19 protein-coding genes are annotated in these 23338 nt (G+C 68.1%); 8 read left to right on the top strand and 11 right to left on the bottom strand.

From position 1 onward, the window contains the following. The first annotated feature begins 85 nt into the window (after positions 1 to 85). The 5 genes from yfcF to fabI all read left to right on the top strand — a co-directional run bounded on the left by yfcF (position 86) and on the right by fabI (position 6396). The gene (gene yfcF / locus ACZ50Q_RS06800) at positions 86 to 718 is read left to right on the top strand and encodes a glutathione transferase (protein ID WP_076516035.1); all 633 of its coding nucleotides are present in this window, start codon (positions 86 to 88) and stop codon (positions 716 to 718) included. Positions 719 to 900: 182 nt separating this feature from the next. Continuing rightward, complete coding sequence (locus tag ACZ50Q_RS06795; RefSeq protein WP_464080969.1) at positions 901 to 3435, top strand: DUF3141 domain-containing protein; 2535 nt, start codon at positions 901 to 903, stop codon at positions 3433 to 3435. Continuing rightward, on the top strand, positions 3432 to 4376 hold the full coding sequence (locus ACZ50Q_RS06790; RefSeq protein WP_076516039.1) for a phosphate acetyltransferase: 945 nt from the start codon (positions 3432 to 3434) through the stop codon (positions 4374 to 4376). The genes ACZ50Q_RS06795 and ACZ50Q_RS06790 overlap by 4 nt, the downstream gene beginning before the upstream one ends. A 65-nt stretch (positions 4377 to 4441) precedes the next feature. Further along, complete coding sequence (locus ACZ50Q_RS06785) at positions 4442 to 5626, top strand: acetate/propionate family kinase (RefSeq protein WP_092578708.1); 1185 nt, start codon at positions 4442 to 4444, stop codon at positions 5624 to 5626. After that, positions 5623 to 6396: an enoyl-ACP reductase FabI gene (gene fabI, locus ACZ50Q_RS06780; RefSeq protein WP_092578706.1), complete on the top strand. Its 774-nt coding sequence runs from the start codon at positions 5623 to 5625 to the stop codon at positions 6394 to 6396. The genes ACZ50Q_RS06785 and fabI overlap by 4 nt, the downstream gene beginning before the upstream one ends. 26 nt (positions 6397 to 6422) lie before the next feature. Here fabI and ACZ50Q_RS06775 read toward each other — a convergent pair whose 3' ends face one another. The 4 genes from ACZ50Q_RS06775 to tkt form a co-directional block, all read right to left on the bottom strand. Continuing rightward, positions 6423 to 8111, bottom strand: a complete 1689-nt coding sequence (locus ACZ50Q_RS06775; protein ID WP_464080968.1) for a SulP family inorganic anion transporter — start codon at positions 8109 to 8111, stop codon at positions 6423 to 6425. Positions 8112 to 8320: 209 nt separating this feature from the next. Then, on the bottom strand, positions 8321 to 9517 hold the full coding sequence (locus ACZ50Q_RS06770) for a phosphoglycerate kinase (RefSeq protein ID WP_092578702.1): 1197 nt from the start codon (positions 9515 to 9517) through the stop codon (positions 8321 to 8323). Positions 9518 to 9610: 93 nt separating this feature from the next. Continuing rightward, positions 9611 to 10621 carry a type I glyceraldehyde-3-phosphate dehydrogenase gene (gene gap / locus ACZ50Q_RS06765; RefSeq protein WP_076516049.1) on the bottom strand — a complete coding sequence of 337 codons (1011 nt, stop codon included), beginning with the start codon at positions 10619 to 10621 and terminating at the stop codon, positions 9611 to 9613. Between the two features lie 15 nt (positions 10622 to 10636). Next, the gene (tkt, locus tag ACZ50Q_RS06760; protein WP_464080967.1) at positions 10637 to 12673 is read right to left on the bottom strand and encodes a transketolase; all 2037 of its coding nucleotides are present in this window, start codon (positions 12671 to 12673) and stop codon (positions 10637 to 10639) included. 206 nt (positions 12674 to 12879) lie between these two features. On the opposite strand from tkt, the gene ACZ50Q_RS06755 reads away from it, so the two are divergent. After that, on the top strand, positions 12880 to 13629 hold the full coding sequence (locus tag ACZ50Q_RS06755) for a 16S rRNA (uracil(1498)-N(3))-methyltransferase (protein WP_464080966.1): 750 nt from the start codon (positions 12880 to 12882) through the stop codon (positions 13627 to 13629). A gap of 15 nt (positions 13630 to 13644) precedes the next feature. Here ACZ50Q_RS06755 and ACZ50Q_RS06750 read toward each other — a convergent pair whose 3' ends face one another. From ACZ50Q_RS06750 to ACZ50Q_RS06735, 4 genes are all read right to left on the bottom strand, one after another. After that, a complete protein-coding gene (locus ACZ50Q_RS06750) occupies positions 13645 to 14112 on the bottom strand; it encodes a barstar family protein (RefSeq protein ID WP_076516055.1) in 468 nt (155 codons plus the stop codon). Beyond that, on the bottom strand, positions 14109 to 15338 hold the full coding sequence (locus tag ACZ50Q_RS06745) for a patatin-like phospholipase family protein (RefSeq protein ID WP_076516057.1): 1230 nt from the start codon (positions 15336 to 15338) through the stop codon (positions 14109 to 14111). The genes ACZ50Q_RS06750 and ACZ50Q_RS06745 overlap by 4 nt, the downstream gene beginning before the upstream one ends. Then, complete coding sequence (locus tag ACZ50Q_RS06740; protein ID WP_464080965.1) at positions 15319 to 17607, bottom strand: NADP-dependent malic enzyme; 2289 nt, start codon at positions 17605 to 17607, stop codon at positions 15319 to 15321. Before ACZ50Q_RS06740 ends, ACZ50Q_RS06745 begins: the two co-directional genes overlap by 20 nt. A gap of 133 nt (positions 17608 to 17740) precedes the next feature. Then, the gene (locus ACZ50Q_RS06735; protein WP_464080964.1) at positions 17741 to 18652 is read right to left on the bottom strand and encodes an FAD-binding protein; all 912 of its coding nucleotides are present in this window, start codon (positions 18650 to 18652) and stop codon (positions 17741 to 17743) included. A gap of 43 nt (positions 18653 to 18695) precedes the next feature. On the opposite strand from ACZ50Q_RS06735, the gene ACZ50Q_RS06730 reads away from it, so the two are divergent. Continuing rightward, positions 18696 to 19856, top strand: coding sequence for a pyridoxal phosphate-dependent aminotransferase (locus ACZ50Q_RS06730; protein ID WP_464080963.1), 1161 nt, complete (start codon positions 18696 to 18698; stop codon positions 19854 to 19856). Between the two features lie 94 nt (positions 19857 to 19950). On the opposite strand, the gene ACZ50Q_RS06725 is transcribed toward ACZ50Q_RS06730, so the two are convergent. Then, entirely contained in the window at positions 19951 to 20769 is an 819-nt protein-coding gene (locus tag ACZ50Q_RS06725; protein WP_092578690.1) for a lytic transglycosylase domain-containing protein, read from the bottom strand. Between the two features lie 81 nt (positions 20770 to 20850). Between ACZ50Q_RS06725 and ubiD the strand changes: the two genes are divergently transcribed. Then, a complete protein-coding gene (gene ubiD / locus ACZ50Q_RS06720; RefSeq protein WP_464080962.1) occupies positions 20851 to 22395 on the top strand; it encodes a 4-hydroxy-3-polyprenylbenzoate decarboxylase in 1545 nt (514 codons plus the stop codon). A 128-nt stretch (positions 22396 to 22523) separates the two neighbouring features. Here the strand turns inward: ubiD and ACZ50Q_RS06715 are convergent, their stop codons facing one another. Together ACZ50Q_RS06715 and ACZ50Q_RS06710 are read right to left on the bottom strand one after the other, a co-directional pair. Continuing rightward, entirely contained in the window at positions 22524 to 22886 is a 363-nt protein-coding gene (locus ACZ50Q_RS06715) for a hypothetical protein (RefSeq protein ID WP_092578686.1), read from the bottom strand. A gap of 3 nt (positions 22887 to 22889) precedes the next feature. Beyond that, a complete protein-coding gene (locus tag ACZ50Q_RS06710; RefSeq protein WP_076516071.1) occupies positions 22890 to 23306 on the bottom strand; it encodes a phage holin family protein in 417 nt (138 codons plus the stop codon). Between the last annotated feature and the right edge of the window lie 32 nt (positions 23307 to 23338).

The raw sequence follows: 23338 nt of genomic DNA, 5'->3' as shown, positions 1-23338 counted from the left end.
CGGGTTGCCGTTGCGTTACGCTTTGCAAACGCAGGCGCCCCGCGCAGCCTGACCATACGTTACCCGCCTGACCCGGAGACAAGCCTTGGGCGCCCCGATTACGCTATACGTCGACTCCCTGTTCCTCAGCCCCTTCGCCATGTCGGTCTATGTGGCGCTGACCGAAAAGCGCCTGCCGTTCGAAGTGCGTCCCATCGACCTGGACGCCGGCGAGCAGCGCATGCAGCCGTTCCAGTGCCGCGCGCTCACCTCGCGGGTGCCGGCCATGACGCACGCGGATTTCAACCTGACCGAATCGAGCGCCATCGCCGAATACCTGGACGAAGCCTTTCCCGCGCCCGAACACGCCGCCTTGTTTCCGGCCGGCCTGCGCGAGCGCGCCCGCGCCCGCCAGCTCCAGGCCTGGCTGCGCAGCGACCTCACGGCCCTGCGCCAGGAACGCCCCACCGAAACCGTGTTCTACGGAGAAGCCGGCCAGCCCCTGTCCGACGCCGGCCATGCCGCCGCGGCCAAGCTGATCCTGGTGGCCAGCCATCTGGTGGGCGTCCACCAGACCACGCTGTTCGACGAGTGGTGTATTGCCGACACGGACCTTGCGGCCATGCTCAAGCGCCTGGAGCAGGACGACCTGCCGGACACGCTGCGCGCCTACGTCGATGCCCAGTGGCAGCGGCCGGGCGTGCAGAAATGGCTGGAGCACAACGCCGCCGCCCGCTGACCAGGTTGAAGCGGCTCAACCGGAAGCGGGCCGATCCGGCCCGGCTTGACGCCGAGCAAGCGATCGGATGTTGCACCGCAGCATCCATTGCGGTGTAATGGGGAGGTCAACTCCGCCGGTTCCACTGGGACCGGCTTGCCAGGCGGCGCCTTGCCGCCGGCAGCAATTTACAGGAGATCGCCATGGCCGAATCCGGCACCGATCACACGCCCGTCCCGTCCTTCAACCCCTGGACGGCCGCTTATGAATATGCGGTGGACGCCTGGCAGCGCGGCGTGCTTTACGCTGACGTGATGCGCCAGCGCGGCAATCAGTACCACGATCACATGGCCAAGCGCGCGCCCAATGTGCTCAGCATGGAATTTGAGCTGGTGCTAGACGGCCGCGAGCTGCCGCGCCCCGTCAACTACGGCCTCTTGCGCATCACGCCCCCGGAGGGCGTGGAAGTGGACCCGATCAAGCGCCCCTTCCTGGTGGTGGACCCGCGGGCCGGCCACGGGCCGGGCATCGGCGGCTTCAAACCCGAAAGCGAAATCGGCGTCGCCGTGCGGGCGGGACACCCCTGCTACTTCGCGACGTTCCTGCCTCAGCCCATGCCCACGCAGACCGTCGAAGACGTGATGATGGCCGAGGCCCGCTTCCTGGAAGAAATCATCGCCCTGCACCCCGACGCGGAAGGCAAGCCGGTCGTCGTGGCCAATTGCCAGGCGGGCTGGCAGATCATGATGACCGCCGCCGTCCATCCCGAGCTCTTCGGCCCCATCATCGTGGCCGGCGCCCCCCTGTCGTATTGGGCGGGCTGGCGCGGTATGAACCCCATGCGCTATGCCGGCGGCCTGCTGGGCGGAAGCTGGCTCACCGCGCTGACCAGCGACCTGGGCAACGGCAAGTTCGACGGCGCCTGGCTGGTGCAGAATTTCGAGAACCTGAATCCGGCCAACACCTTGTGGTCCAAGCAGTACAACCTGTACTCCAAGGTCGACACCGAGGCCAGCCGCTACCTGAGCTTCGAAAAGTGGTGGGGCGGCCACGTCTTCCTGAACGGGCCCGAGATCCAGTACATCGTCGACAACCTGTTCGTGGGCAACCGCCTGGCCACCGCAGGTCTCGTGACCTCCGACGGCATCCGCATCGACCTGCGCAACATCCGCTCGCCCATCGTGGTGTTCTGCTCCAAGGGCGACAACATCACCCCGCCGCCCCAGGCGCTGGGCTGGATACCCGACCTGTATCAGAACGAGGCCGAAATCCTCGCGCACGGCCAGACCATCGTGTACGCCGTGCATGAAAGCATTGGCCACCTGGGCATCTTCGTGTCGGGCAGCGTGGCCCGCAAGGAACACCAGGAATTCACCTCCAACATCGACATGATCGATGTGCTTCCGCCGGGCATCTACGAAGCCGAAATCGTCGACAAGACGCCGGATACGCCCAACGCGGACCTCGCCTTCGGCAACTATGTCCTGTCCTTCGAACAGCGCAAGCTGGACGACGTGCGCGCCATCGTCGACCGCAACGAAGAAGACGACCAGCGCTTTGCCGCCGTGGCCCGCATTTCCGACATCAATCTCGGCATGTACCGCAGCTTCGTGCAGCCGTGGCTGCGCGCCATGGTGACGCCGCAATCGGCCGAATGGATGCAGCGCATGCATCCGCTGCGCCTGCCCTACGAACTGATCTCCGACCGCAACCCGCTGATCGCGCCGGTCGCCAAGGTGGCCGAACAGGTGCGCGAAAGCCGCCAGCAGGCCTCGCCCTCCAATCCCTTCCTGGTCGCGCAGGAGATGTTCTCGAACATGGTCGAGACCGGCCTGAACATCTGGCAGGAAATGCGCGACTCGGCCGACGAACGCGCCTTCATGGGCATCTACGGGTCGCCGGTAGTACAGGATCTGGCCGGCCTGGGCGCCAAGTCCGGTCCGCCGCGCAAGCATCCCGGGGTGTCCCCGGAGCATCGCCGCTTCATGGAACAGCGCGCCGCGGAACTGCGTTCGATGCTGCAGGAAGGCGGCCTGCGCGTGGCCGCGATCCGCATGCTGCTGTATGTCTCGGGCGCCGAAGGCGGCCTGGACGAGCGCAGCTTCGCCCTGATCCGCAAGATGCGCGCCGAAGCCGACAACGCGCTGACCCTTGAACAGTTCAAGGACGTCATCCGCGAACAGGCCCTGATGATGACGCTGGATTCGACCGCCGCGATCCAGGCCATGCCGCACCTGCTGGAAGGATCGACGGCGGCCGAAATCCGCGCCGGCCTGGACGCCATGAAGAGCGTGCTGGAAGCCGCCGAGCCGCTCAGCGACGCGGCGCGTGAAAGCCTGAACGACATGGAGCGCATCTTCGAAGCGGCCGAGCGGCGCGCGCAGCGGCGCGAACAGCCCCAGCCGGCGGCCCGCCGGCGCGCCGCCAAGGCGGCCGATGCGGGCAACGGCGCGCAGGATGCGGCCGAGACCGTGAACGGCAGCGCGGTCGACGAACTGGTCCAGGCTGCCGCGCAGGTGCCGGCCAAGACGGCCAGACAGCACCCCGCCGCGGCCCGCAAGGCGGCTAATGGGGCCTCACCGGCCAAGGGCGCCGAGAAACCGGCGGCCAAGACCGCGGCCAGAAGCCGGTCTGGCAGCGCGGCCAAGACGTCCGCCAAGACGTCCGCCAGCACACCGGCGCGGCGCGCTGGCGGCAAGGCGGCTTCCCGCCAACCTTCCAAGGCCAAGACATCATGAGCCTGCCCACCTCCACGCACTACGACAAACTCATCGCGCGCGCCCAGACGCTGGAGGCGACGCCCTGCGCCATCGCCCATCCCTGCGACGAACCCTCGCTGTCGGCGGCGCTGGAGGCGCGCGACCTGGGCCTGCTCAAGCCCATCCTGGTCGGCCCCGAAGGCAAGATCCGCGACACCGCCGCGCAGTTCAAGCTGAACCTGGGCGATGCGCGCATCGTCGATGTGCCGCACAGCCACGCGGCCGCCGAAGCCGCCGTGGCGCTGGTGCGCAGCGGCGAGGCCGCGCTGCTCATGAAGGGCAGCCTGCACACGGACGAACTGATGCACGAGGTGGTGGCGCGCACCACCGGCCTGCGCAGCGGCCGCCGCATCAGCCACGTGTTCATCATGGAAGTGCCGACCTACCCGGAACCGCTCTTCATCACCGACGCGGCCATCAACATCTTTCCCGACCTGGAAACCAAGGCTGACATCATCCGCAACGTGATCGACCTGCATCGGGGATTGGGGCTGGGCGAGCCGCGGGTGGCGATCCTGTCGGCGGTGGAACAGGTCACCCCCAGCATCCCCAGCACCATCGAGGCCGCCGCGCTGTGCAAGATGGCCGACCGCGGCCAGATCTCGGGCGGCGTGCTGGACGGCCCGCTGGCGCTGGACAACGCCATCAGCCCGGACGCGGCGCGCATCAAGGGCATCCGGTCGCCCGTGGCCGGGGTGGCGCAGGTGCTGGTGGTGCCCGACCTGGAGGCCGGCAACATGCTGGCCAAGAACCTGACCTTCCTGGCGAACGCCGAGGCCGCCGGCATCGTGCTGGGCGCGCGCGTGCCCATCATCCTGACCAGCCGCGCCGACAGCCCGCGTTCGCGCCTGGCCTCGTGCGCGGTGGCGGCGATCTACGCCCACCACCTTGCCCAGGAGCAGGCCAAGCCCCTGGCCTGACAGCAGGCCCCCTGCCCGCTCGCGCGGGCTCCGAGCGACTTGTCTCAACGTGGAAGCACACCGCCATGAGCGACACCATCCTCGTCATCAACGCCGGCAGTTCCAGCATCAAGTTCTATTTGTACGACATCGACGACAAGCACGCGCTCGCGCCCAGGCTGGGCGGCCAGCTGGAGGGCATCGGCACCACGCATCCCCGGCTGCGGGTGCGCGACGCGGCGGGGCAGGCGCTGGTAGAGCGCGACATCGCGCCCAGCCATGCCCCCGACGTGCCCAACGCGCAGGAAGTCGTGGGCACCTGGCTGAGCGGCCATCTGGGCGGCGCGCCCCTGGCCGTGGGGCATCGCGTGGTCCACGGCGGGCCCGACCTGTCCGAGCCCGTGCTGGTCGATGACGACATCCTGACCAGGCTGGCCGCCTTCACGCCGCTTGCGCCGCTGCACCAGCCCAACAACCTGGCGCCGATCCGCGTCATCCGCGAGCGCCGGCCGTGGATTCCGCAGGTCGCCTGCTTCGACACGGCGTTCCATCGCAGCCACTCCGACGTCGCCGACCGCTACGCGCTGCCCGAGCGCCTGTACCTGGAAGGCGTGCGCCGCTACGGCTTTCACGGCCTGTCGTACGAGTACATCGCGCAGCGGCTGAAGCAGGCGCTGCCGGACATCGCCATGGGCAAGATCATCGTCGCCCACCTGGGCTCCGGCGTGTCGGCCTGCGCCATGCACCAGGGCAAGAGCGTGGACAGCACCATGGGCTTCACGGCGCTGGAGGGCCTGCCCATGGGCACCCGGCCGGGGCGCCTGGACCCCGGCGTGGTGCTCTGGATGATGGAACAAGGCATGAGCCACGATGAGATCGAGCACATGCTGTATTACGACTGCGGCTTGAAGGGCCTGTCCGGCATCAGCAACGACATGCGCGAGCTGCTGGCCAGCGATGCGCCATCGGCCAAGCGGGCGCTCGAATACTTCGCCTGGCGCGTGGCCGAAGGCATGATCGGCCTGGGCTGCGCCATGAACGGCATCGACGGCATCGTCTTCACGGCGGGCGTCGGCGAAAACTCCGCCGAGATCCGCCAGGCGATCAGCCAGCACTGGGGCTGGCTGGGCATCAAGCTGGACCCGGAACGCAATGCCCGGCACGGACCGCGCATTTCCAGCGACGACAGCCGCATCGGCGTGTACGTGGTGCGCACCAACGAAGAGCTCATCATCGCGCAACACACCCTTGCCCTCGTGAGGCAGCAATGAGCGCGCACCTGCCGCTCGCGGGCAAGCGCGGCCTGGTGACGGGCATCGCCAATGCCGATTCCATCGCGTGGGGCTGCGCCAAGGCGTTTCGCGCGATGGGCGCGGAACTGGCCGTGACCTACCTGAACGACAAGGCGCTGCCCCACGTGGCGCCGCTGGCGCAGCAGGTGGACGCCCCCTTGCTGATGCCGATGAACCTGCTGAACGACGGCGAGCTGGAAGCCGTGTTCGACCGCATCGCGGCCGACTGGGGCGCGCTGGATTTCGTGCTGCACTCCGTGGCCTACGCGCCGCGCGACGACCTGCACGGCCGCGTCACGGATTGTTCGCGCGCGGGCTTTCTGCAGGCGATGGACGTGTCGTGCTGGTCCTTCATCCGCATGGCCCACCTGGCCGAGCCGCTGATGGCCCGCGGCGGCACGCTCTTCTGCATGAGCTATTACGGCTCGCAGATGGTCGTGGAGCACTACAACATGATGGGGCCGGTGAAAGCGGCGCTGGAATCGGCCACCCGCTATCTCGCGGCGGAGCTGGGGCCGCAAGGCATCCGGGTGCATGCGATTTCACCGGGACCGCTCAAGACGCGCGCCGCCTCCGGCATCGCGGAATTCGACACCATGCTGGACCGCGCCCAGGCCAAGGCGCCCGCGCGCAGCCTGGTGTCCATCGACGACGTGGGCGAAGCCACCGCGTGGCTGGCCACCGACGCGGCGCGTTTGATGACGGGACAGACGCTGTATATCGACGGCGGCTATCACATCATTGATTGACCGCCCGGCCCGTCCTGGCCCGCCGCTCAGGCCAGCGTGTCGGGCGCATCCTGGCGCCAGCGCTCGATGGCCTCGACCGCCTGCTCGGGACTGCCGAAGATCTTGTTCTGGCCGATCTTGTTGACCAGGCCCGAGCGTTGCAGCGCCTCGCGGAACTTGCCATGCCCGCCCGCCACCACCAGCGTGATGCCGCGCTCGTCCAGCACGCGCTTGAGTTCGTACAGCGCCTCGACCGCGTCGGCGTCGGCCTGGGTCATGGCTTCGGCATCCAGCACGAACCAGCGCACGGCGCCCGCCTGCTCGATGACCTCGCGCGCCCGCCGGCGGAAGGCGTCGGCGTTGAAGAACCACACCGAGGACTCGAACAGCCAGATCACCACGCCGGGCACGGGCCGGGCCTCGGGGTTCAGGTGCAGCTTGCCCAGCACGGTTTCACCGGGCAGGCGGCCCAGCAGCGCATCGCGGGGATTGCCGGACACGTACATGGCGTACAGCAGCGTCGCCCCCACCGATACGGCCACGCCCTGCAGCACGCCGAACCCCACCACGCCCACCGCCGCCAGCACGCCGAAGGCCAATTCGATCCGGGATATCCGGGCCAGCCGCTTGAAGGCCTGCCAGTCGAACAGGCTGGCCGCGGCCAGCAGCAGAATGGCCGACAGCGCGAACTGCGGCAGCCAGTACAGCGGCGCGCTCAGCAGGCCCACCACGACCGCCAGCGCGGCGGCGGCGCTGATGCTGACCAGCGGCGACGAACCGCCGGCCACCAGCCCCACCGCCGTGCGCGAATCGGCGCCCGTCACGACGTAGCCCTGGAACAGGCCGGCCGCGACGTTGGCCGCCCCGAAGCCCACCAGTTCGCGGTTCGGGTCCACGTGTTCACCCGTGCGGGCCGCAAAGCTGCGCGCCGTCACGATGCCGCTGGAAAAGCTGACGACCAGCACGCCCGCGGCCCCCAGCAGGACCCCGTCCACGTTGTCCAGACGCACCGGCAGGCTGAGCGCCGGCAGCCCGGCCGGCACGTCGCCCACCACGGCAATGCCCAGCGCCGGAAAATTGAATACCCACGACAGCAGGCAGGTCGCGACCACCAGCAAAATGGGGGCAGGCCACGCGGGGCGCCAGCGTTTGACGGCCACCAGGAATACGCACGACGCCACGCCGAGGAACAGTGTGGGCAGCCGGATCTCGGACAGCCGCTGCGACAGCTCCAGGAAGGGATTGATCAGGCCGCTGTTGCGCAGTCCCACGCCGGTCAGTCCGCTGAGTTGCGACGTCGCCAGCGTGATCGCCACGCCCGCCATGTAGCCAATGAGCACGGGCCGCGACAGCAGGTTGGCCAGCACGCCCAGGCGCAGGACGCGCGCGATCAGGCAGCCTACGCCCACGGTCAGCGCAATGGCGGTGGCGCCCAGCAGCCGGTCTTCGGGCGTGGTCAGCGCCATGCCGGTCAGGGTGGCGGCGATCAGGGTGCAGGTGGCGGTGTCGGGGCCCACGATGAGGGTGCGCGACGACCCGAAGAAGGCGTAGGCGAGCATGCCCGCGATGGCGGCCCACAGGCCGGCGACGGGCGGCACGCCCATCATGGCGGAATAGGCCAGGCCGACGGGCAGCGCCACGGCGGCCACGCTCAGGCCCGCGGCGACGTCGCGACGCGCCGACTCACGGGAAATGCCCTGGAAGTTGGCCAGGCCGGGAATAAAACGGAAGTTCATGGTGCTGCGGGACGACCGGAAGAAGGGACTCCCGCAAGGCGCGGGTCGACCGCCTAGCCTACACCAACCCGATCGCACGGCGTGCGCGGGAAATCAAGACAATGGCATTGCAAGGGTGTCTGACACCCGTTCCGGTGTCTGACACCTCTTGCGCGGGCCCCGGCATCACGCCGGCATCCCGGGGGTGTCAGACACCTTCCCCGGGCAGATCAGCCCGCGGCGCGGGCTTCCAGCACGGCCACGGCCGGCAGGGTCTTGCCTTCCAGGAATTCCAGGAACGCGCCGCCGCCGGTCGAGATGTAGCCGACCTGCTCGCCGATCTTGTACTTGGCGATGGCGGCCAGCGTGTCGCCGCCGCCCGCGATCGAAAAGCCTTCGGAATCCGCGATGGCGCGCGCCACCACTTCCGTGCCATGGGCGAACTGGTCGAATTCGAACACGCCCACGGGGCCGTTCCAGACGATGGTGCCGGCTTGCTTCAGGATCTCGGCCAGCTGCGCCGCGGTCTGGGGGCCGATATCCAGGATCATGTCGTCGTCGGCCACGTCGGTCGCCGCCTTGACGGTGGCCTCGGCGTCGGCGCCGAAGGACTTGGCGCACACCACGTCCACCGGGATCGGCACGGCCGCGCCGCGCTTTTTCATGATGTCGATGACGGCGCGCGCCTGGTCGACCTGGTCGGGCTCGGCCAGCGACTTGCCGATGGACAGGCCGGCGGCCAGCATGAAGGTGTTGGCGATGCCGCCGCCCACCACCAACTGGTCGACCTTGTCGGCCAGCGATTGCAGGATGGACAGCTTGGTCGACACCTTGGAGCCGCCCACGATGGCGACCAGCGGACGCTTGGGCTCGTGCAGCGCACGGCCCAGGGCTTCCAGTTCGGCTTCCAGCAGGGGGCCGGCGCAGGCCACGGGCGCGAAGCGCGCGATGCCGTGGGTGGTGGCCTCGGCGCGGTGCGCGGTGCCGAAGGCGTCGTTGACGTAGACGTCACACAGCGCCGCCATTTTCTTGGCCAGCGTTTCGTCGTCTTTCTTTTCGCCGACGTTCACGCGGCAGTTCTCCAGCAGCACGACCTGGCCGTGGTCGACCTGCACGCCGTCGACCCAGTCGCGCACCAGGTGCACGGGCATGCCCAGCAGTTCGGACAGGCGCTGGCCGACCTTGGCGAGCGAATCGGCCTCGGTCAGCACGCCTTCCTTGGGGCGGCCCAGGTGGGAGGTGACCATCACGGCGGCGCCGGCGTCCAGCGCCAGGCGGATGCCGGGCACGGAGGCGCGGATGCGGGTGTCTTCGCTGATGCGGCCGGCGTCATCGAACGGGACGTTCAGGTCGGCGCGGATGAACACACGCTTGCCGGACAGGGCGCCGGCCTTGGCCAGCGCGGACAAAGTTTTGACCTTGGACATATTTGGATTCCTTCGGTAGGCGAACAAAGGGGACGAACCCATTTTCCGCAACGGCGGAAAACAAATCCGTCCCCTTATGGACTGGCGGCGTGCTTACTTGGCCGACATCAGCGCGACGGTGGTGTCGAGCATGCGGTTCGAGAAGCCCCACTCGTTGTCGTACCAGGACGAGACCTTGACCAGGCGGCCCGAGACCTTGGTCAGCGACGCGTCAACGGTGCTGGAGGCCGGGTTGTGGTTGTAGTCCACCGAGACCAGGGGTTCGGTGTTGTAGTCCAGGATGCCCTTCAGTTCGCCTTCGGAGGCGGCCTTCAGGATGCTGTTCACTTCTTCGACGGTCGTGTCGCGGCTGGCCACGAAGGACAGGTCGACGATCGACACGTTGATGGTCGGAACGCGGATGGCGTAGCCGTCCAGCTTGCCGTTCAGTTCCGGCAGCACCAGGCCCACGGCGGCGGCAGCGCCGGTCTTGGTGGGGATCATGCTCATCGTGGCCGAACGCGCGCGGCGCAGGTCTTCGTGGTAGACGTCGGTCAGGACCTGGTCGTTGGTGTAGGCGTGAACGGTGGTCATCAGGCCGTTTTCCAGGCCCAGCTTGTCGTTCAGCGGCTTGACCAGCGGGGCCAGGCAGTTGGTGGTGCACGAGGCGTTGGAGATGACGGTGTCCGTCGCCTTCAGCACGCCGTGGTTGACGCCGTAGACGATGGTGGCGTCGACGTCCTTGCCGCCGGGGGCCGAGATGATGACCTTCTTGGCGCCGCCCTTGATGTGCGCGCCGGCCTTTTCCTTGGTGGTGAAAAAGCCCGTGCATTCCAGCACGACGTCGACCTTCAGGTCGCCCCAGGGCAGTTCAGCCGGGTTGCGGTTGGCCAGGACGCGGATCTTGTCGCCGTTGACGACCATGAAATCGCCGTCGACTTCGACGGTGCCCGGGAACTTGCCGTGGGCGGTGTCGTAGCGCGTCAGGTGCGCGTTCGTCTTGGGATCGCCCAGGTCGTTGATGGCGACGATTTCGATATCGTGCTTCTTGCCACCTTCATAGTGGGCACGCAGGATGTTGCGGCCGATGCGACCGTAACCGTTGATGGCGACGCGAATGGTCATGACTAAGCTCCTTTTTTACAAAACTTGCTTGACGGTCTCGGCCACCTTGTCGGCGGTCAGCCCGAAGAACTTGAACAGGGCGCCGGCCGGCGCGGATTCACCGTAGCGGTCGATGCCGACCACGGCGCCTTCCAGGCCGACGTACTTGTGCCAGAAGGCGGTGACGCCGGCTTCGACGGCCACGCGCGGCAGGCCCTTGGGCAGCACGGATTGCTTCCAGGCGGCGTCCTGCTTGTCGAAGACGTCGGTGCTGGGCATTGAGACCACGCGCACAGCGATGCCTTCCTTGGCAAGCTGGGCCTGCGCGTCCAGCGCGATGGCGACTTCAGAGCCGGTGGCGATGATGACGGCGCGGGCGCCGTCGGCGTCGCGCAGCACGTAGCCGCCGCGCGCGATGGCGTCCACGGTGGCCGCGTCGCGCTGCACGAAGGGCAGGTTCTGGCGCGACAGCAACAGGGCCGTGGGGCCGCCGTCATGCACGTCCATGCCGATGCTGGCCGGACGCGTCACGGCGGCGTTCCAGGCCACGGCGGTCTCGGCGGTATCGCAGGGGCGCCACAGCGACAGGTTGGGAATCAGGCGCAGGCTGGCCGCGTGTTCGATGGACTGGTGGGTCGGGCCGTCTTCGCCCAGGCCGATCGAGTCGTGCGTGAACACGTGGACGACGCGCTGCTTCATCAGCGCAGCCATGCGGATGGCGTTGCGCGAGTAGTCGGAGAACGTCAGGAACGTGCCGCCAAACGGCAGGTAGCCGCCGTGCAGCGCGATGCCGTTCATGATGGCGGCCATGCCGAATTCGCGCACGCCGTAGTTGATGTGGCGGCCGAACTGGATGCCCTGGTCGCCGGCGCGGACGGCGGCGACGCCCTTCCAGTCGGTGAAGTTGGAGCCGGTCAGGTCGGCCGAGCCGCCCAGCATTTCCGGCAGCAGCGGCGCCAGCGCGGCGATCGCGAATTGCGAGGCCTTGCGGGTGGCGACGGTTTCGCCCTTTTCGAGGGTGGCGGCCAGGAAGGCCTTGAACTGGTCGGCGTAGCCGGCGGGCATTTCGCCCTTCATGCGGCGGGCGAATTCAGCGGCTTCGGCGGGGAATTCGGCGGCGTAGGCGTCAAAGCGCGACTGCCATTCGGCCTGGGCTTGCTCGCCCTGCTTGCGGCCGTCCCAGCCGTCGTAGATGTCCTGCGGAATCTGGAAGGGTTCCGACGACCAGCCCAGCGCGGCGCGCGTGGCGGCGATTTCGTCCTTGCCCAGCGGGGCGCCGTGCACGTTGTGCGTGCCGGCCATGTTGGGCGAGCCCTTGCCGATCACGGTGCGGCAGACGATGAGCGTGGGCTTTTCCGATTGCGAGCGCGCGGCCTTGATGGCGGCGTCCACGGCGGCGACGTCATGGCCGTCCACGCCGCGGATGACGTTCCAGCCGTAGCCTTCGAAGCGCTTGGCGGTGTCGTCGGCGAACCAGTGCTCGACGTGGCCGTCGATGGAGATGCCGTTGTCGTCGTACAGCACGACCAGCTTGCCCAACTTGAGCGTGCCGGCCAGCGAGCACACCTCGTGCGAGATGCCTTCCATCAGGCAGCCGTCGCCGGTGAAGGCGTAGGTGTGATGGTCGACCAGCGTGTGGCCCGGCTTGTTGAATTCAGCGGCCAGCAGCGCTTCGGCCAGCGCCATGCCCACGGCATTGCCCAGGCCCTGGCCCAGCGGGCCCGTGGTGGTTTCCACGCCCGGGGTGATGCCCACTTCGGGGTGGCCCGGCGTCTTGGAATGGAGCTGGCGGAAATTCTTGAGTTCTTCGATGGGCAGGTCGTAGCCCGTCAGGTGCAGCAGGGCGTAGATCAGCATCGAGCCGTGGCCGTTGGACAGCACGAAGCGGTCGCGGTTGGCCCAGGCGGGATCCTTGGGATTGTGGCGCAGGTTGCCGGCCCACAAGGCTTGGGCGATTTCCGCCATGCCCATGGGAGCACCCGGGTGCCCGGAGTTCGCTTGTTGCACGGCATCCATCGCGAGGGCGCGGATGGCATCCGCCAAGGCAAGTTTAGGGGCGGTCGGATTGCTCATTCGGAAGGCTCTTTGAAACTGGCGCGCCTACGTTGGAAATAGGGCCAGTTGAGTAGGTTGCGAAGCAGGAGATTTTAGCATCAGGGGATTTCCCGGACGCCATCGCCCGGATGCCCTATGTAATCGGGGGTTTCCAAGGGAAAGGGGCGAGCGGTGGTAGGCTACGCGTACTCGTCAGAACGCCCCGTTTCCCGCTACCTGCCCCCATGCCCGCCCCCCGTTTCTATTGCGACGTTCCCCTGGCCGCCGGCGCCCGCATCGCCCTTCCCGACGCCCTTGCCCATCATGCCGTGCGCGTGCTGCGCCTGCGCGCCGGCGAGGCCATCACGCTGTTCAACGGCCTGGGCGGCGAATTTCCCGCGGTGCTGGAAATCGACGGCAAGGCGGGCTACGCCCAGCTTGGCGAGTTCAATCCCCGCGAGGCCGAACTGGGCGGACGCATCACGCTGGCGCAGGGCCTGCCCTCCGGCGACAAGATGGACTGGGTGGTGGAAAAGGCGGTGGAACTGGGCGCGGCGCGCGTCTGCCCCATCGCCGCGCAGCGCAGCGTGCTGCAACTGTCCGGCGCCCGGCTGGAAAAGCGCGTGGCGCACTGGCAGCGCATCGCGCAATCGGCCGCCGAGCAATGCGGCCGCAACCGCCTCATGGCCGTGGATGCGCCGCAGGCGCTGGCCGACTGGCTGGCCCAACCCGCCGACGGATTGCGGCTGCTCTGCCACCCCGAGGCCGACCAAGACCTGGCCGGCCTGCTGCAAGGCGGATCGGGGGCATCGGGGGCATCGGGCGCGCAGGCCCTGACCCTGCTGGTCGGCCCGGAAGGCGGATGGTCGGATAAGGAATTGGACGCAGCCCGCCAGGCGGGCGTGCAGGCCGTGCGCTTTGGCCCGCGCGTGCTGCGCACCGAGACGGCCGGACTGGCGCTGATTTCGGCGATCAGCGCGCTGCAGGGCTGGTAGTCCGGCCCGGCCGGATCAGTCGTTTTCGCCGTAGGGGGCCGCGGCCACGCCGGGCTCCGGATCGGGATGCTTGCCCGCGTGTTCGATCACGTAGGCGAAGACACGGCCGTTTTCGTGCGCGAAATCCGCAACGTCGGAACAGACGGTTTCGATGCGGACCGCGTCTTCTTCCAGCGCCGGATCGCCGGAATGCAGTCGGTACAGCCACAGCACCACGCCGGACTTGTGGTCCAGCACCGTGTCGCACAGGCAGTCGTACAGGGCATCCAGGTTGCCGCCGAAGTACTCGGGGAAATCCACGGCCTTGACGATGGCGCGCAGTACCGCCGAGCGGCTGCGGCAGGGGTCGCAATTGGCGACAAACAAGGACAGGCCAAGTTCGTGCGCGGCGTCCACCACGGCCTTCTTGTCCAGCCCGTCGTGAGCCAGCGCTCCGCCGCGCATGAGCTGCCGCTGCAAAGTAGATTGGCCATTGCGCGTCATGCCTGTGCCTCCCTGAAAAAGGCGATCACTTCGTCGTTACGCTGCATCGTATCGGCATAACCCAGTTCAATCAATCGCTTGGTGTAGCTGGCTTCGAAGAGGAGATAGGACATCAGCGCCCCTCCCCCCGGACGGCCTGGATCGGACGATACACCGAGTACGCGGAAAAGCGCACGCGCCTGGGCGGGCATGTCCTGCAAATGCTCGAGCGCCATCAGGTCCAGCGACTGGCTGGGCGTGAGGGTCAGCACCTCGACGCGGCGCACGGCGGGCGGCGCGCCATTGGGGCCGGCGTGCTCCATCAGGTAGTTGATGCGCTCCAGGCGCTCGACGTCCGCCGACAGGCTGTCCAGGAAGATGCTCGACAGCGCGTGCCCGCCCACCTGGGCCAGCGACGGATACGGCGGCGAATCGGCGCGCGCCTCGGGGTGGGTGTCGTCGCGGTAGCCCGTGCCGATCACCAGCACCCGGTGCGCGCCCAGGTGAATGGCCGGGCTGATCGGCGCGAGCTGGCGCATCGAGCCGTCGCCGCACCATTCGCCCTTGCCGTGCACGTGCACCTGGCGGGCGGGAAAGACAAAGGGAATGGCCGACGACGCCATCAGGTGGTCGATATTGATGGGCGTGGGTATTGCCAGCCGCAGATAGCGGTGCCAGGGCTCGATCCGGGTGTGCGCCTGGTAGAAGGTCAGATGCTCGCCGCTGGTGTAGCCCGAGGCCGTAATGGCCAGCGCGGACAGCGCGCCGCCTTCCAGGTTGGATTGCAGGTTGCGAAAGTCCAGCACCCGCTCCAGCAGCGCCTGCATGGGGGCATTGTCCAGCAGGGAGTGCGGGCGCTTGCGCGTCAGGCCGGAGTACATCCAGCCCAGCGACAGCAGGCCCAGCCAGCGCACGCCCGTGCGGATCAGGCCGGGCGCGTCGGCCCGGTAGATCATGTCGGTGTTCAGCGACGACCACAGGCGGCGGATGCGGCGCACGCCCAGGTGGGGCCGGTCGGCGCGGCAGGCCAGCGCCGCGGCGTTGATGGCGCCGGCGGACGTGCCGCAGATGATGTCAAAGGGGTTCTGGAAATGGGAATGCCAGTCCGGGTCCAGCAGCTCCATGATGGCGCTGAGCACACCGACCTGGTAGGCGGCGCGCGCGCCGCCGCCCATCAGCACCAGGCCGGTGGGCGTGCGCGGGCACGCCCTGCCGGCCGGCGTCACTTCAACGCGGTGTATTGACATCGACCACCGTCATCGCGGTCATGTTGACGATGCGGCGCACGGTGGAACTGGAGGTCAGGATATGCACCGGCGCGTTGCAGCCGAGCAGGAACGGGCCCACGGCCACGTTGCCGCCCGCCGCCGTCTTGAGCAGGTTGTAGGCGATGTTGCCGGAATCCACGTTCGGGCACACCAGCAGATTGGCCTCGCCCTTGAGCGTGGACGAAGGCAGGATGCGCATGCGCAGGGCCTCGTCCAGCGCGCAGTCGCCGTGCATTTCGCCGTCGATCTCAAGCTCGGGATCGATCTGCCGGATCAGCTCCAACGCGCGGCGCATCTTGGCCCCCGAGGCCGAGCTGCCCGAGCCGAAGTTCGACCGCGACAGCAGCGCTGCCTTGGGCGCAAGGTACAGCCGGCGCATTTCGCGCGCGGCGGCCACGGTGAACTCGGCGATCTGTTCGGCCGAGGGCTCGTCGTTCACGTGCGTGTCCACCAGCACCACCGTGCGCTCGTTGAGCAGCAGGATGTTCATGGCGGCGTACACGTTGTGGCCCGGGCGGCGGCCGATGACTTCATCCACGAAACGCAGATGGTCGTGGTAGGCGCCGACGGACCCGCAGACCATGCCGTCGGCATCGCCCAGGTGCACCATCATCGCGCCGATCAGCGTCATGCGGCGGCGCATTTCCACGCGCGCCATTTCCTTGGTGATGCCGCGGCGGCACATGCGCTCCCAGTAGGTGGTCCAGTACTGATGGAAGCGTTCGTCGTATTCCGGGTTGGTGACCTCGACGTCTTCGCCCAGGCGCAGGCGCAGGCCCAGCTTTTCGATGCGGGTCAGCAGCACCGACGGGCGGCCCACCAGGATGGGACGGGCCAGGCCCTCGTCGACCACCACCTGCACGGCGCGCAGCACGCGCTCGTCCTCGCCTTCCGCGAACACGATGCGGGCGGGGCCGCCCTCGCGCACGATGCGCTTGGCCGCCGAGAACAGCGGCTTCATGAACGCGCCGGAGTGGTACACGAACTGCTGGAGCTGCTCTTCGTAGGCTTCCAGGTCGGCCAGCGGGCGCGTCGCCACGCCGCCTTCCATCGCGGCCTTGGCCACGGCCGGCGCAATGCGCACGATCAGGCGCGGGTCGAAAGGCTTGGGGATCAGGTATTCGGGACCGAACGAGATGTCGAACGTGCCGTAGGCCGCGGCCACGACTTCGTTCTGTTCTTCCTCGGCCAGTTCGGCAATGGCGTACACCGCCGCCTTTTCCATCTCGCGCGTGATGGTCGTGGCGCCCACGTCCAGCGCGCCGCGGAAGATGTACGGAAAGCACAGCACGTTGTTGACCTGGTTCGGGTAGTCCGACCGGCCCGTGGCCATGACCACGTCGTCGCGCACGCCATGCGCCACTTCCGGCAGGATTTCCGGCGTGGGGTTGGCCAGCGCCAGGATCAGCGGACGCGTCCCCATCGCGGCCACCATTTCCGGCTTGAGCACGCCGCCAGCCGACAGGCCCAGGAACACGTCGGCGTCCTGGATCACCTCGGCCAGCTTGCGCGCGTCGGTCTTTTGCGCAAAGCGCGCCTTGTCCGGGTCCATCAGCGTGGTGCGGCCCTCATAGACCACGCCTTCGATGTCGGTCACCCAGATGTTTTCCAGCGGCAGGCCCAGGTCCACCATCAGGTCCAGACAGGCCAGCGCCGCGGCGCCCGCGCCCGACGTGACCACCTTGACCGTCTTGATGTCCTTGCCCACGACCTTCAGCCCGTTGATGAAGGCGGCCGACACCGTAATGGCGGTGCCGTGCTGGTCGTCGTGGAAAACGGGAATCTTCATGCGCTCGCGCAGCTTGCGCTCCACCGTGAAGCACTCGGGCGCCTTGATGTCTTCAAGGTTGATGCCGCCGAAGGTGGCTTCCAGGCCGGCGATGATCTCGACCAGCTTGTCCGGGTCGGTTTCGTTGATTTCGATGTCGAAGACATCCAGGCCGGCGAACTTCTTGAACAGCACCGCCTTGCCTTCCATCACCGGCTTGGAGGCCAGCGCGCCGATGTTGCCCAGGCCCAGCACCGCCGTGCCGTTGGTGATGACGCCCACCAGGTTGCCGCGCGCGGTGTAGCGGAACACATTGGCCGGATCGGCCACGATTTCCTCGCAGGCCGCCGCCACGCCGGGCGAGTACGCCAGCGCCAGGTCGCGCTGGTTCGTCAACTGCTTGGTGGGCGTGACAGAGATTTTGCCGGGGCGCCCGTGCTCGTGATATTCAAGGGCGGCTTTGCGAAGGTTGGCATCCATAGGGCGGCTTCTGGCTAGAGTGTGTGACACGGAAAGAGGAGGAATTCTATTCCCATGACGCGCCACGCGATACGGCACGCCTTCCTCGTTCTTGGGATCGAGCGCCGAAATCTTACAGCAAGCTGAATGTTTTTCAGACTTCCGGCCACAGGATTTCGGGGAAGCAGCCGTCGGGATCGAACAGGGTCTTGACGCGTCCGTCCAGGCGGACGGTCGCCAGGCCAGGGGCGTCGGGCGCGGATCGGGCCGACGCGCCGCCGTCGGCATCGGCGCCATTCCAGGCCGGCACATCGGCCAGCAACGCGCCATGCAGCCAAGCCAGCGTGCCGCCGTGGCCCAGCAGCAACTGCGCCAGGTTGACGGTGGTCGGGGCCTCGGGCTTGAGCGCGTCCAGGCGGTAGCGGCCCAGCCAGTGATAGCCGTCGTGGGTCGCGAAGGCGTCGCCGCCGGACGCAAGCTGGAACAAGGCGGGCACCAGGCGCTGAACCGTGGCCGAGCGCAGCGGCTGGACGTCCGATTCGCCGAACGCCCCCAGCGTCTCTTCGACGCCATCGGCCAGCAGCACGTCCGCCGCCAGCAGGCCCGACGCCGCGCAGCGTCCGGCCGGCCAGGGCGCCGGCGCCGCCACCCATTGGGCGAGCGTCATGTCGCCCGGCAGTCCGGCGAATTGCCGCAGCCCGGCGCGGGCCAACTCGGCCAGCGTCACGCCCGGCTGCGCGCGCCAGCGCGGCGCGGGGCCATCGAGCCGGGTCAGGCCGGTCAACAAGGCGGGATCCACCCGCAGGCGCGGCCGGGCCGAGGGCGCGAACGGCCCGGCCGCGCCCTCCAGTTCCATGACCACGCGGTATTCGGCGCACAGCTTGCGCGCTTGCGCGGCGTCGGCGTCGCGAGCGGGCGTGAGGATGGCGCACGCGCCGTCCGGCCCGCCCTCGCCCAGGTCGCGGACCTGGCCCTGGCACACCAGCGCCAGGCGTTGCAGGAAGGCCGCCCAGGGCGTCTGGACCGGGCGACGGCCAAGGAGAAAGGCGCGCCGGGATGGCTGCATGACTACAATTCCTTTTTTGCTAGATGACGCTTTCGAGATTCCAATGCCCCGCCTCGCCGACCGCACCCATGATTTCCTGACGTTCCAGGTAATGGAACTGTTCAAGCAGGCGCAGGCGCTGCAGGCGGCGGGAAAGGACATTATCAGCCTGGGCATCGGCGAACCGGACTTTACCGCGCCCCCCCAGGTCGTGGAAGCGCTGGACCGCGCCGCCCGCGCCGGGCTCAGCGGCTACAGCCCGGGCGCGGGGATCGCCCCGCTGCGCGAGGCCATCGCCCGCTTCTACCAGGAGCAATTCGGCGCCACGATCGACCCGCGCCGCGTGATCGTCACGGCAGGCGCCTCCGGCGCCCTGACGCTGGCCTGCGCGGCGCTGGTGAACCCGGGCGGCGAGGTGCTGATGCCCGACCCCTCCTACCCCGCCAACAGCAATTTCGTGCTGGCCGCGGGCGGCAGGCCGCGCCTGATTCCCAGCACGGCGGAAAAGCGCTTCCAGTTGTCCGCCGCCGACGTGGCCCGGCACTGGACGCCCGCCACGCAGGGCGTGATGGTGGCCTCGCCCAGCAACCCCACCGGCACCTCCATCGCCCACGGCGAACTGGCCCAACTGCTGGCGCAGGTGCGCGAGCGCGACGGCTTTGCCATCGTCGACGAAATCTACCTCGGCCTGTCTTATGACGGCCAGCCGCGGTCTGCGCTGACGCTGGATGACGACGTCATCGTGATCAACAGCTTCTCCAAGTATTTCCACATGACGGGCTGGCGCCTGGGCTGGATGATCGTGCCCGACGGCATGGTCGCGGCGGTGGAAAAGATCGCCTCCAGCCTGGCCATCTGCGCCCCCACGCTGGCGCAGCATGCCGCGCTGGCCTGCTTCACGCCCGCCGCGCTGAAGATCTTCGAACACCGCCGCGAAGCCTTCAAGCAGCGCCGCGACTACCTGCTGCCGGAATTCGAGCGCCTGGGCATCGACGTGCCGGTCAAGCCGGACGGGGCCTTCTATATCTATGCCGACATCAGCAGCCTGGGCATGGACAGCGCCGCGTTCTCGCAGCGGCTGCTGCTGGAAGCGGGCGTGGCCGCCGTCCCGGGCCTGGACTTCGGCCCGGCGCATGCGGCGCACACCATGCGGTTCTCGTATGCCACCGGGCTGGACCGCCTGGAAGAGGCGGTGGCCCGGATGGGCGTGCTGCTGCAACGCTGACCCCCAAAGGCAAAGCGCGCCTGCGAGGGCGCGCTTTGTCGAGCCGGGGGGCATGGAACCGGGCACGGAGCGGGGCGCGAAACCGGGCGAAGACTCAGTCGCGCGCGATGGCGATGCCGGACGCCAGCGCCAGGCGGCGGCGTTCCGCCTGCACCTTGGCGCCGTAGCCGTTGTCGTCCGGCCCGGTGGAACCCACGTAACACGCCAGGCCGCCGTCCACGGACCCGCGCCGGTTGATGCAGTCGCGCAGGATGGTGGCGCCCACGCGGATGTTGGCCGCGGGGTCCAGCGGATTCTTGCCGACCGCGTCGAACTTGTCCTGGTGGACGCTGGTCATGACCTGCATCAGGCCCTGCGCGCCGACGTGGCTTTCCGCCAGCGGGTTGTAGCGCGACTCGATGGCGATCACGGCCAGCACCAGCAAGGGATCGAGCTGCTTTTCGCGGCTGACCTTGTACACGGTGTTCAGGAGCGGGCCGGTCGCGTCATAGGCAACCTTGTACTTGCGCGAGATATAGTTGCGCAATGCTTCCGCCTGCGGCCCCGTGGCCGCCGAGGCGGGCGTCTTGGGCGCGGGCGGCGCGATACGGGCCGGCCCCAGCATGCCGGTGGCGTTGCTGGCGGGTGCGGCGGGAACGGCCATGGCAATGGCCGACGACGAATCGACACCCAGTTCGGAGCCGGCTTCGGAATCGGAGCTGGCCTGCATGGACGAAGGCGCGAGGGCGGTCAACAAGGCTTTGTGCACTTGCAATGCCTGGTCGCGCAAACCAGGCAGGGCGAATCCCATGCTTACCGTCACAATGACCGCAATGCCCAGGTAAACAGAGCAAATGCGCAGGGACTCGGCAAGATATTGGTGCACTCCTTGGGCCATGTGCCTGAACAGGCTGGCCACTGACGCATCGGGCATGGAACCTCCTGCGTAAAAAAGAGGGAGTCAATGTTAACCTCTCTTTGAACCTGAAATGTAACCAAATAGCAGGGATCTGTAGTGAAATACCGCGACCTTAGAGACTTCATCGCCCAACTCGAACGGATGGGCGAGCTCAAACGCATTGGCGCCCCGGTCTCCACGCAGCTGGAAATGACCGAAATTTCCGACCGCGTGCTGCGCGCCGAAGGGCCCGCCCTGCTGTTCGAAAACGCCCGCCACAATGGCCAGCCGGCGCAGATGCCGGTGCTGGCCAACCTGTTCGGCACCCCGGCCCGCGTGGCGCGGGGCATGGGCGCCGACAACGTCAGCGCCCTGCGCGACATCGGCGAGCTGCTGGCCTCCCTGCGCGAACCCGAAGCGCCCAAGGGCCTGCGCGATGCGCTGGCCAAGGTGTCGATGCTCAAGTCCGCGCTGTGGGACATGAGCCCCAAGAACGTCAAAAGCCCCGCCTGCCAGGAGATCGTCTGGGAAGGCAAGGACGTGGACCTGACCCGCCTGCCGATCCAGACCTGCTGGCCGGGCGACGTTGCGCCGCTTCTGACGTGGGGCCTGGTCATCACGCGCGGGCCCAACGCCAAGCGGCAGAACCTGGGCATCTACCGCCAGCAGTTGCTGGGGCCGAACAAACTGATCATGCGCTGGCTGTCGCACCGCGGCGGCGCGCTGGACTTCCGCGACCACGCCATCGCGCACCCCGGCACGCCATTTCCGATCGCGGTCGCCCTGGGCGCCGATCCGGCCACGACGCTGGGCGCGGTCACGCCCGTGCCCGACAGCCTGTCCGAATACCAGTTCGCCGGGCTCTTGCGCGGCTCGCGCACCGAGGTCGCGCAGGCGCTGGGCAGCAATCTGTCGGTGCCGGCCTGGGCCGAGATCGTGCTGGAGGGTCACCTGCTGCCGTCCTCGGATCCGCGCGCCATCAAGCCCGTGGTCCCCGAGGGCGTCAATCCGCCGCCGGACAGCGGCTACGAGATGGCGCTGGAAGGTCCCTACGGCGACCACACCGGGTACTACAACGAGCAGGACTGGTTCCCGGTCTTCACCGTCGAGCGGATCACGATGCGGCGCAACCCCATCTATCACTCGACCTACACGGGCAAGCCGCCCGACGAGCCGGCCGTGCTGGGCGTCGCGCTGAACGAAGTCTTCGTGCCGCTGCTGCGCCGCCAGCTTCCGGAAATCGTGGATTTCTACCTGCCGCCCGAAGGCTGCAGCTACCGCCTGGCCGTGGTGTCGATCCGCAAGCAGTACGCCGGGCACGCCAAGCGCGTCATGTTCGGCTTGTGGAGCATCCTGCGCCAGTTCATGTACACCAAGTTCATCGTGGTCGTGGACGAGGACATCAATCCGCGCGACTGGAAGGAAGTGGTCTGGGCCATGACCACCCGCATGGACCCGGTGCGCGACACGCTGCTGGTCGAGAACACGCCGATCGACTACCTGGACTTTGCCTCGCCGGTGTCCGGCCTGGGCGGCAAGATGGGCCTGGACGCCACCAACAAGTGGCCGGGAGAAACCAGCCGCGAATGGGGCACGCCCATCACGATGGACGCCAACGTCAAGAAGCGCGTGGACGATATGTGGGGGCAGTTGGGCTTGTAGGCGCCCGGCTCGCGGCAGCGGGCACAAAAAGACCCCGCCGCTGAATGCTCCCCGAAGGCCCGACGGAGGTCAGGCTGGCGGGGAGGCATTCAGCGGCGGGGTCGTTTTTTGCTTCGTGCGGACTGGCGTCAGCCGCGCTCCCTGTCGTCGTCCTGCCGCATGCCGCGCCAGGCCTTGAACAGTTGCCAGCCCACGAAGGCGCCGCCGGCCAGCTTCAGGAGCTTGCCGCGCTTGCCCCCGCGCATGAACATGGCGGACAGGGACGAACTGATGATGGGATAGCGCCGCGCCAGGGTGATCGCCTGCAAGGCCCAGCGCGAGGCGCCACCCGACGCAAGGCCGGGCAGCATGCCGCGGATGAGCGCGCCGGGCTCGAGCTTGCGCCCGGCCGAGACGATGCTCTGCGCCAATGATTCGCGCTCGATCGCGGCGCGGGCGCGCAGCAGTTCGATGCGCACGGCGCGGTCGACGGTGGGAGATCTCTTGTGCATGGCTCAGGGCTCCTCGCGCCGGCGTACCGCCGGCTCGTCGTCGGCATGCGCCTCGCGCACCCGGTCCAGCAATTCCGCATCGCGACCCAGCTCTTCGAGCGTGGCCGAGAACGGCGCCGGTCCGTACACGAGCCCGTGGCGCACCACGAGCAGCAGCACCACGCCGGCCACACCATAGAAGGCCGCCAGCAGACCCAGCGCCAGATAGCGGTCTTCCGTGGGCCAGAACGCCACGGCGATGGTGATGGTGGCCACCAGCACCGCCAGCGTCAGGAATAGCAAGGCCGCAAACGCCAGGCCCAGCAGCTTGAGCAGGCGCGCCTTTTCGTCCGCGGCTTCCAGAGCCAGCAGCTCCAGCCGCGTGCGCATCAGCCCGACCAGGCTGGAGGCAACACCGAAAACAGTTTTTCGTAGACCCATGGCTGAAAGAACGCCGGGCGGCAGGCGCCGGC

Source organism: Achromobacter sp. T5-5 (genome assembly GCF_055397965.1).
This window is presented reverse-complemented; position numbering and strand designations above follow the sequence as displayed.

Coding starts and splice junctions, on each gene's coding strand:
- ACZ50Q_RS06770 (WP_092578702.1), bottom strand. CDS start 9,517: ATGTCCAAGGTCAAAACTTTGTCCGCGCTGGCCAAGGCCGGCGCCCTG.
- ACZ50Q_RS06715 (WP_092578686.1), bottom strand. CDS start 22,886: ATGCACAAGAGATCTCCCACCGTCGACCGCGCCGTGCGCATCGAACTG.
- ACZ50Q_RS06730 (WP_464080963.1), top strand. CDS start 18,696: ATGCCCCGCCTCGCCGACCGCACCCATGATTTCCTGACGTTCCAGGTA.
- tkt (WP_464080967.1), bottom strand. CDS start 12,673: ATGAGCAATCCGACCGCCCCTAAACTTGCCTTGGCGGATGCCATCCGC.
- ACZ50Q_RS06775 (WP_464080968.1), bottom strand. CDS start 8,111: ATGAACTTCCGTTTTATTCCCGGCCTGGCCAACTTCCAGGGCATTTCC.
- ACZ50Q_RS06740 (WP_464080965.1), bottom strand. CDS start 17,607: ATGGATGCCAACCTTCGCAAAGCCGCCCTTGAATATCACGAGCACGGG.
- ACZ50Q_RS06785 (WP_092578708.1), top strand. CDS start 4,442: ATGAGCGACACCATCCTCGTCATCAACGCCGGCAGTTCCAGCATCAAG.
- ACZ50Q_RS06795 (WP_464080969.1), top strand. CDS start 901: ATGGCCGAATCCGGCACCGATCACACGCCCGTCCCGTCCTTCAACCCC.
- ACZ50Q_RS06750 (WP_076516055.1), bottom strand. CDS start 14,112: ATGACGCGCAATGGCCAATCTACTTTGCAGCGGCAGCTCATGCGCGGC.
- ACZ50Q_RS06710 (WP_076516071.1), bottom strand. CDS start 23,306: ATGGGTCTACGAAAAACTGTTTTCGGTGTTGCCTCCAGCCTGGTCGGG.
- ACZ50Q_RS06745 (WP_076516057.1), bottom strand. CDS start 15,338: ATGTCAATACACCGCGTTGAAGTGACGCCGGCCGGCAGGGCGTGCCCG.
- ACZ50Q_RS06735 (WP_464080964.1), bottom strand. CDS start 18,652: ATGCAGCCATCCCGGCGCGCCTTTCTCCTTGGCCGTCGCCCGGTCCAG.
- fabI (WP_092578706.1), top strand. CDS start 5,623: ATGAGCGCGCACCTGCCGCTCGCGGGCAAGCGCGGCCTGGTGACGGGC.
- ACZ50Q_RS06790 (WP_076516039.1), top strand. CDS start 3,432: ATGAGCCTGCCCACCTCCACGCACTACGACAAACTCATCGCGCGCGCC.
- ACZ50Q_RS06725 (WP_092578690.1), bottom strand. CDS start 20,769: ATGCCCGATGCGTCAGTGGCCAGCCTGTTCAGGCACATGGCCCAAGGA.
- ACZ50Q_RS06755 (WP_464080966.1), top strand. CDS start 12,880: ATGCCCGCCCCCCGTTTCTATTGCGACGTTCCCCTGGCCGCCGGCGCC.
- gap (WP_076516049.1), bottom strand. CDS start 10,621: ATGACCATTCGCGTCGCCATCAACGGTTACGGTCGCATCGGCCGCAAC.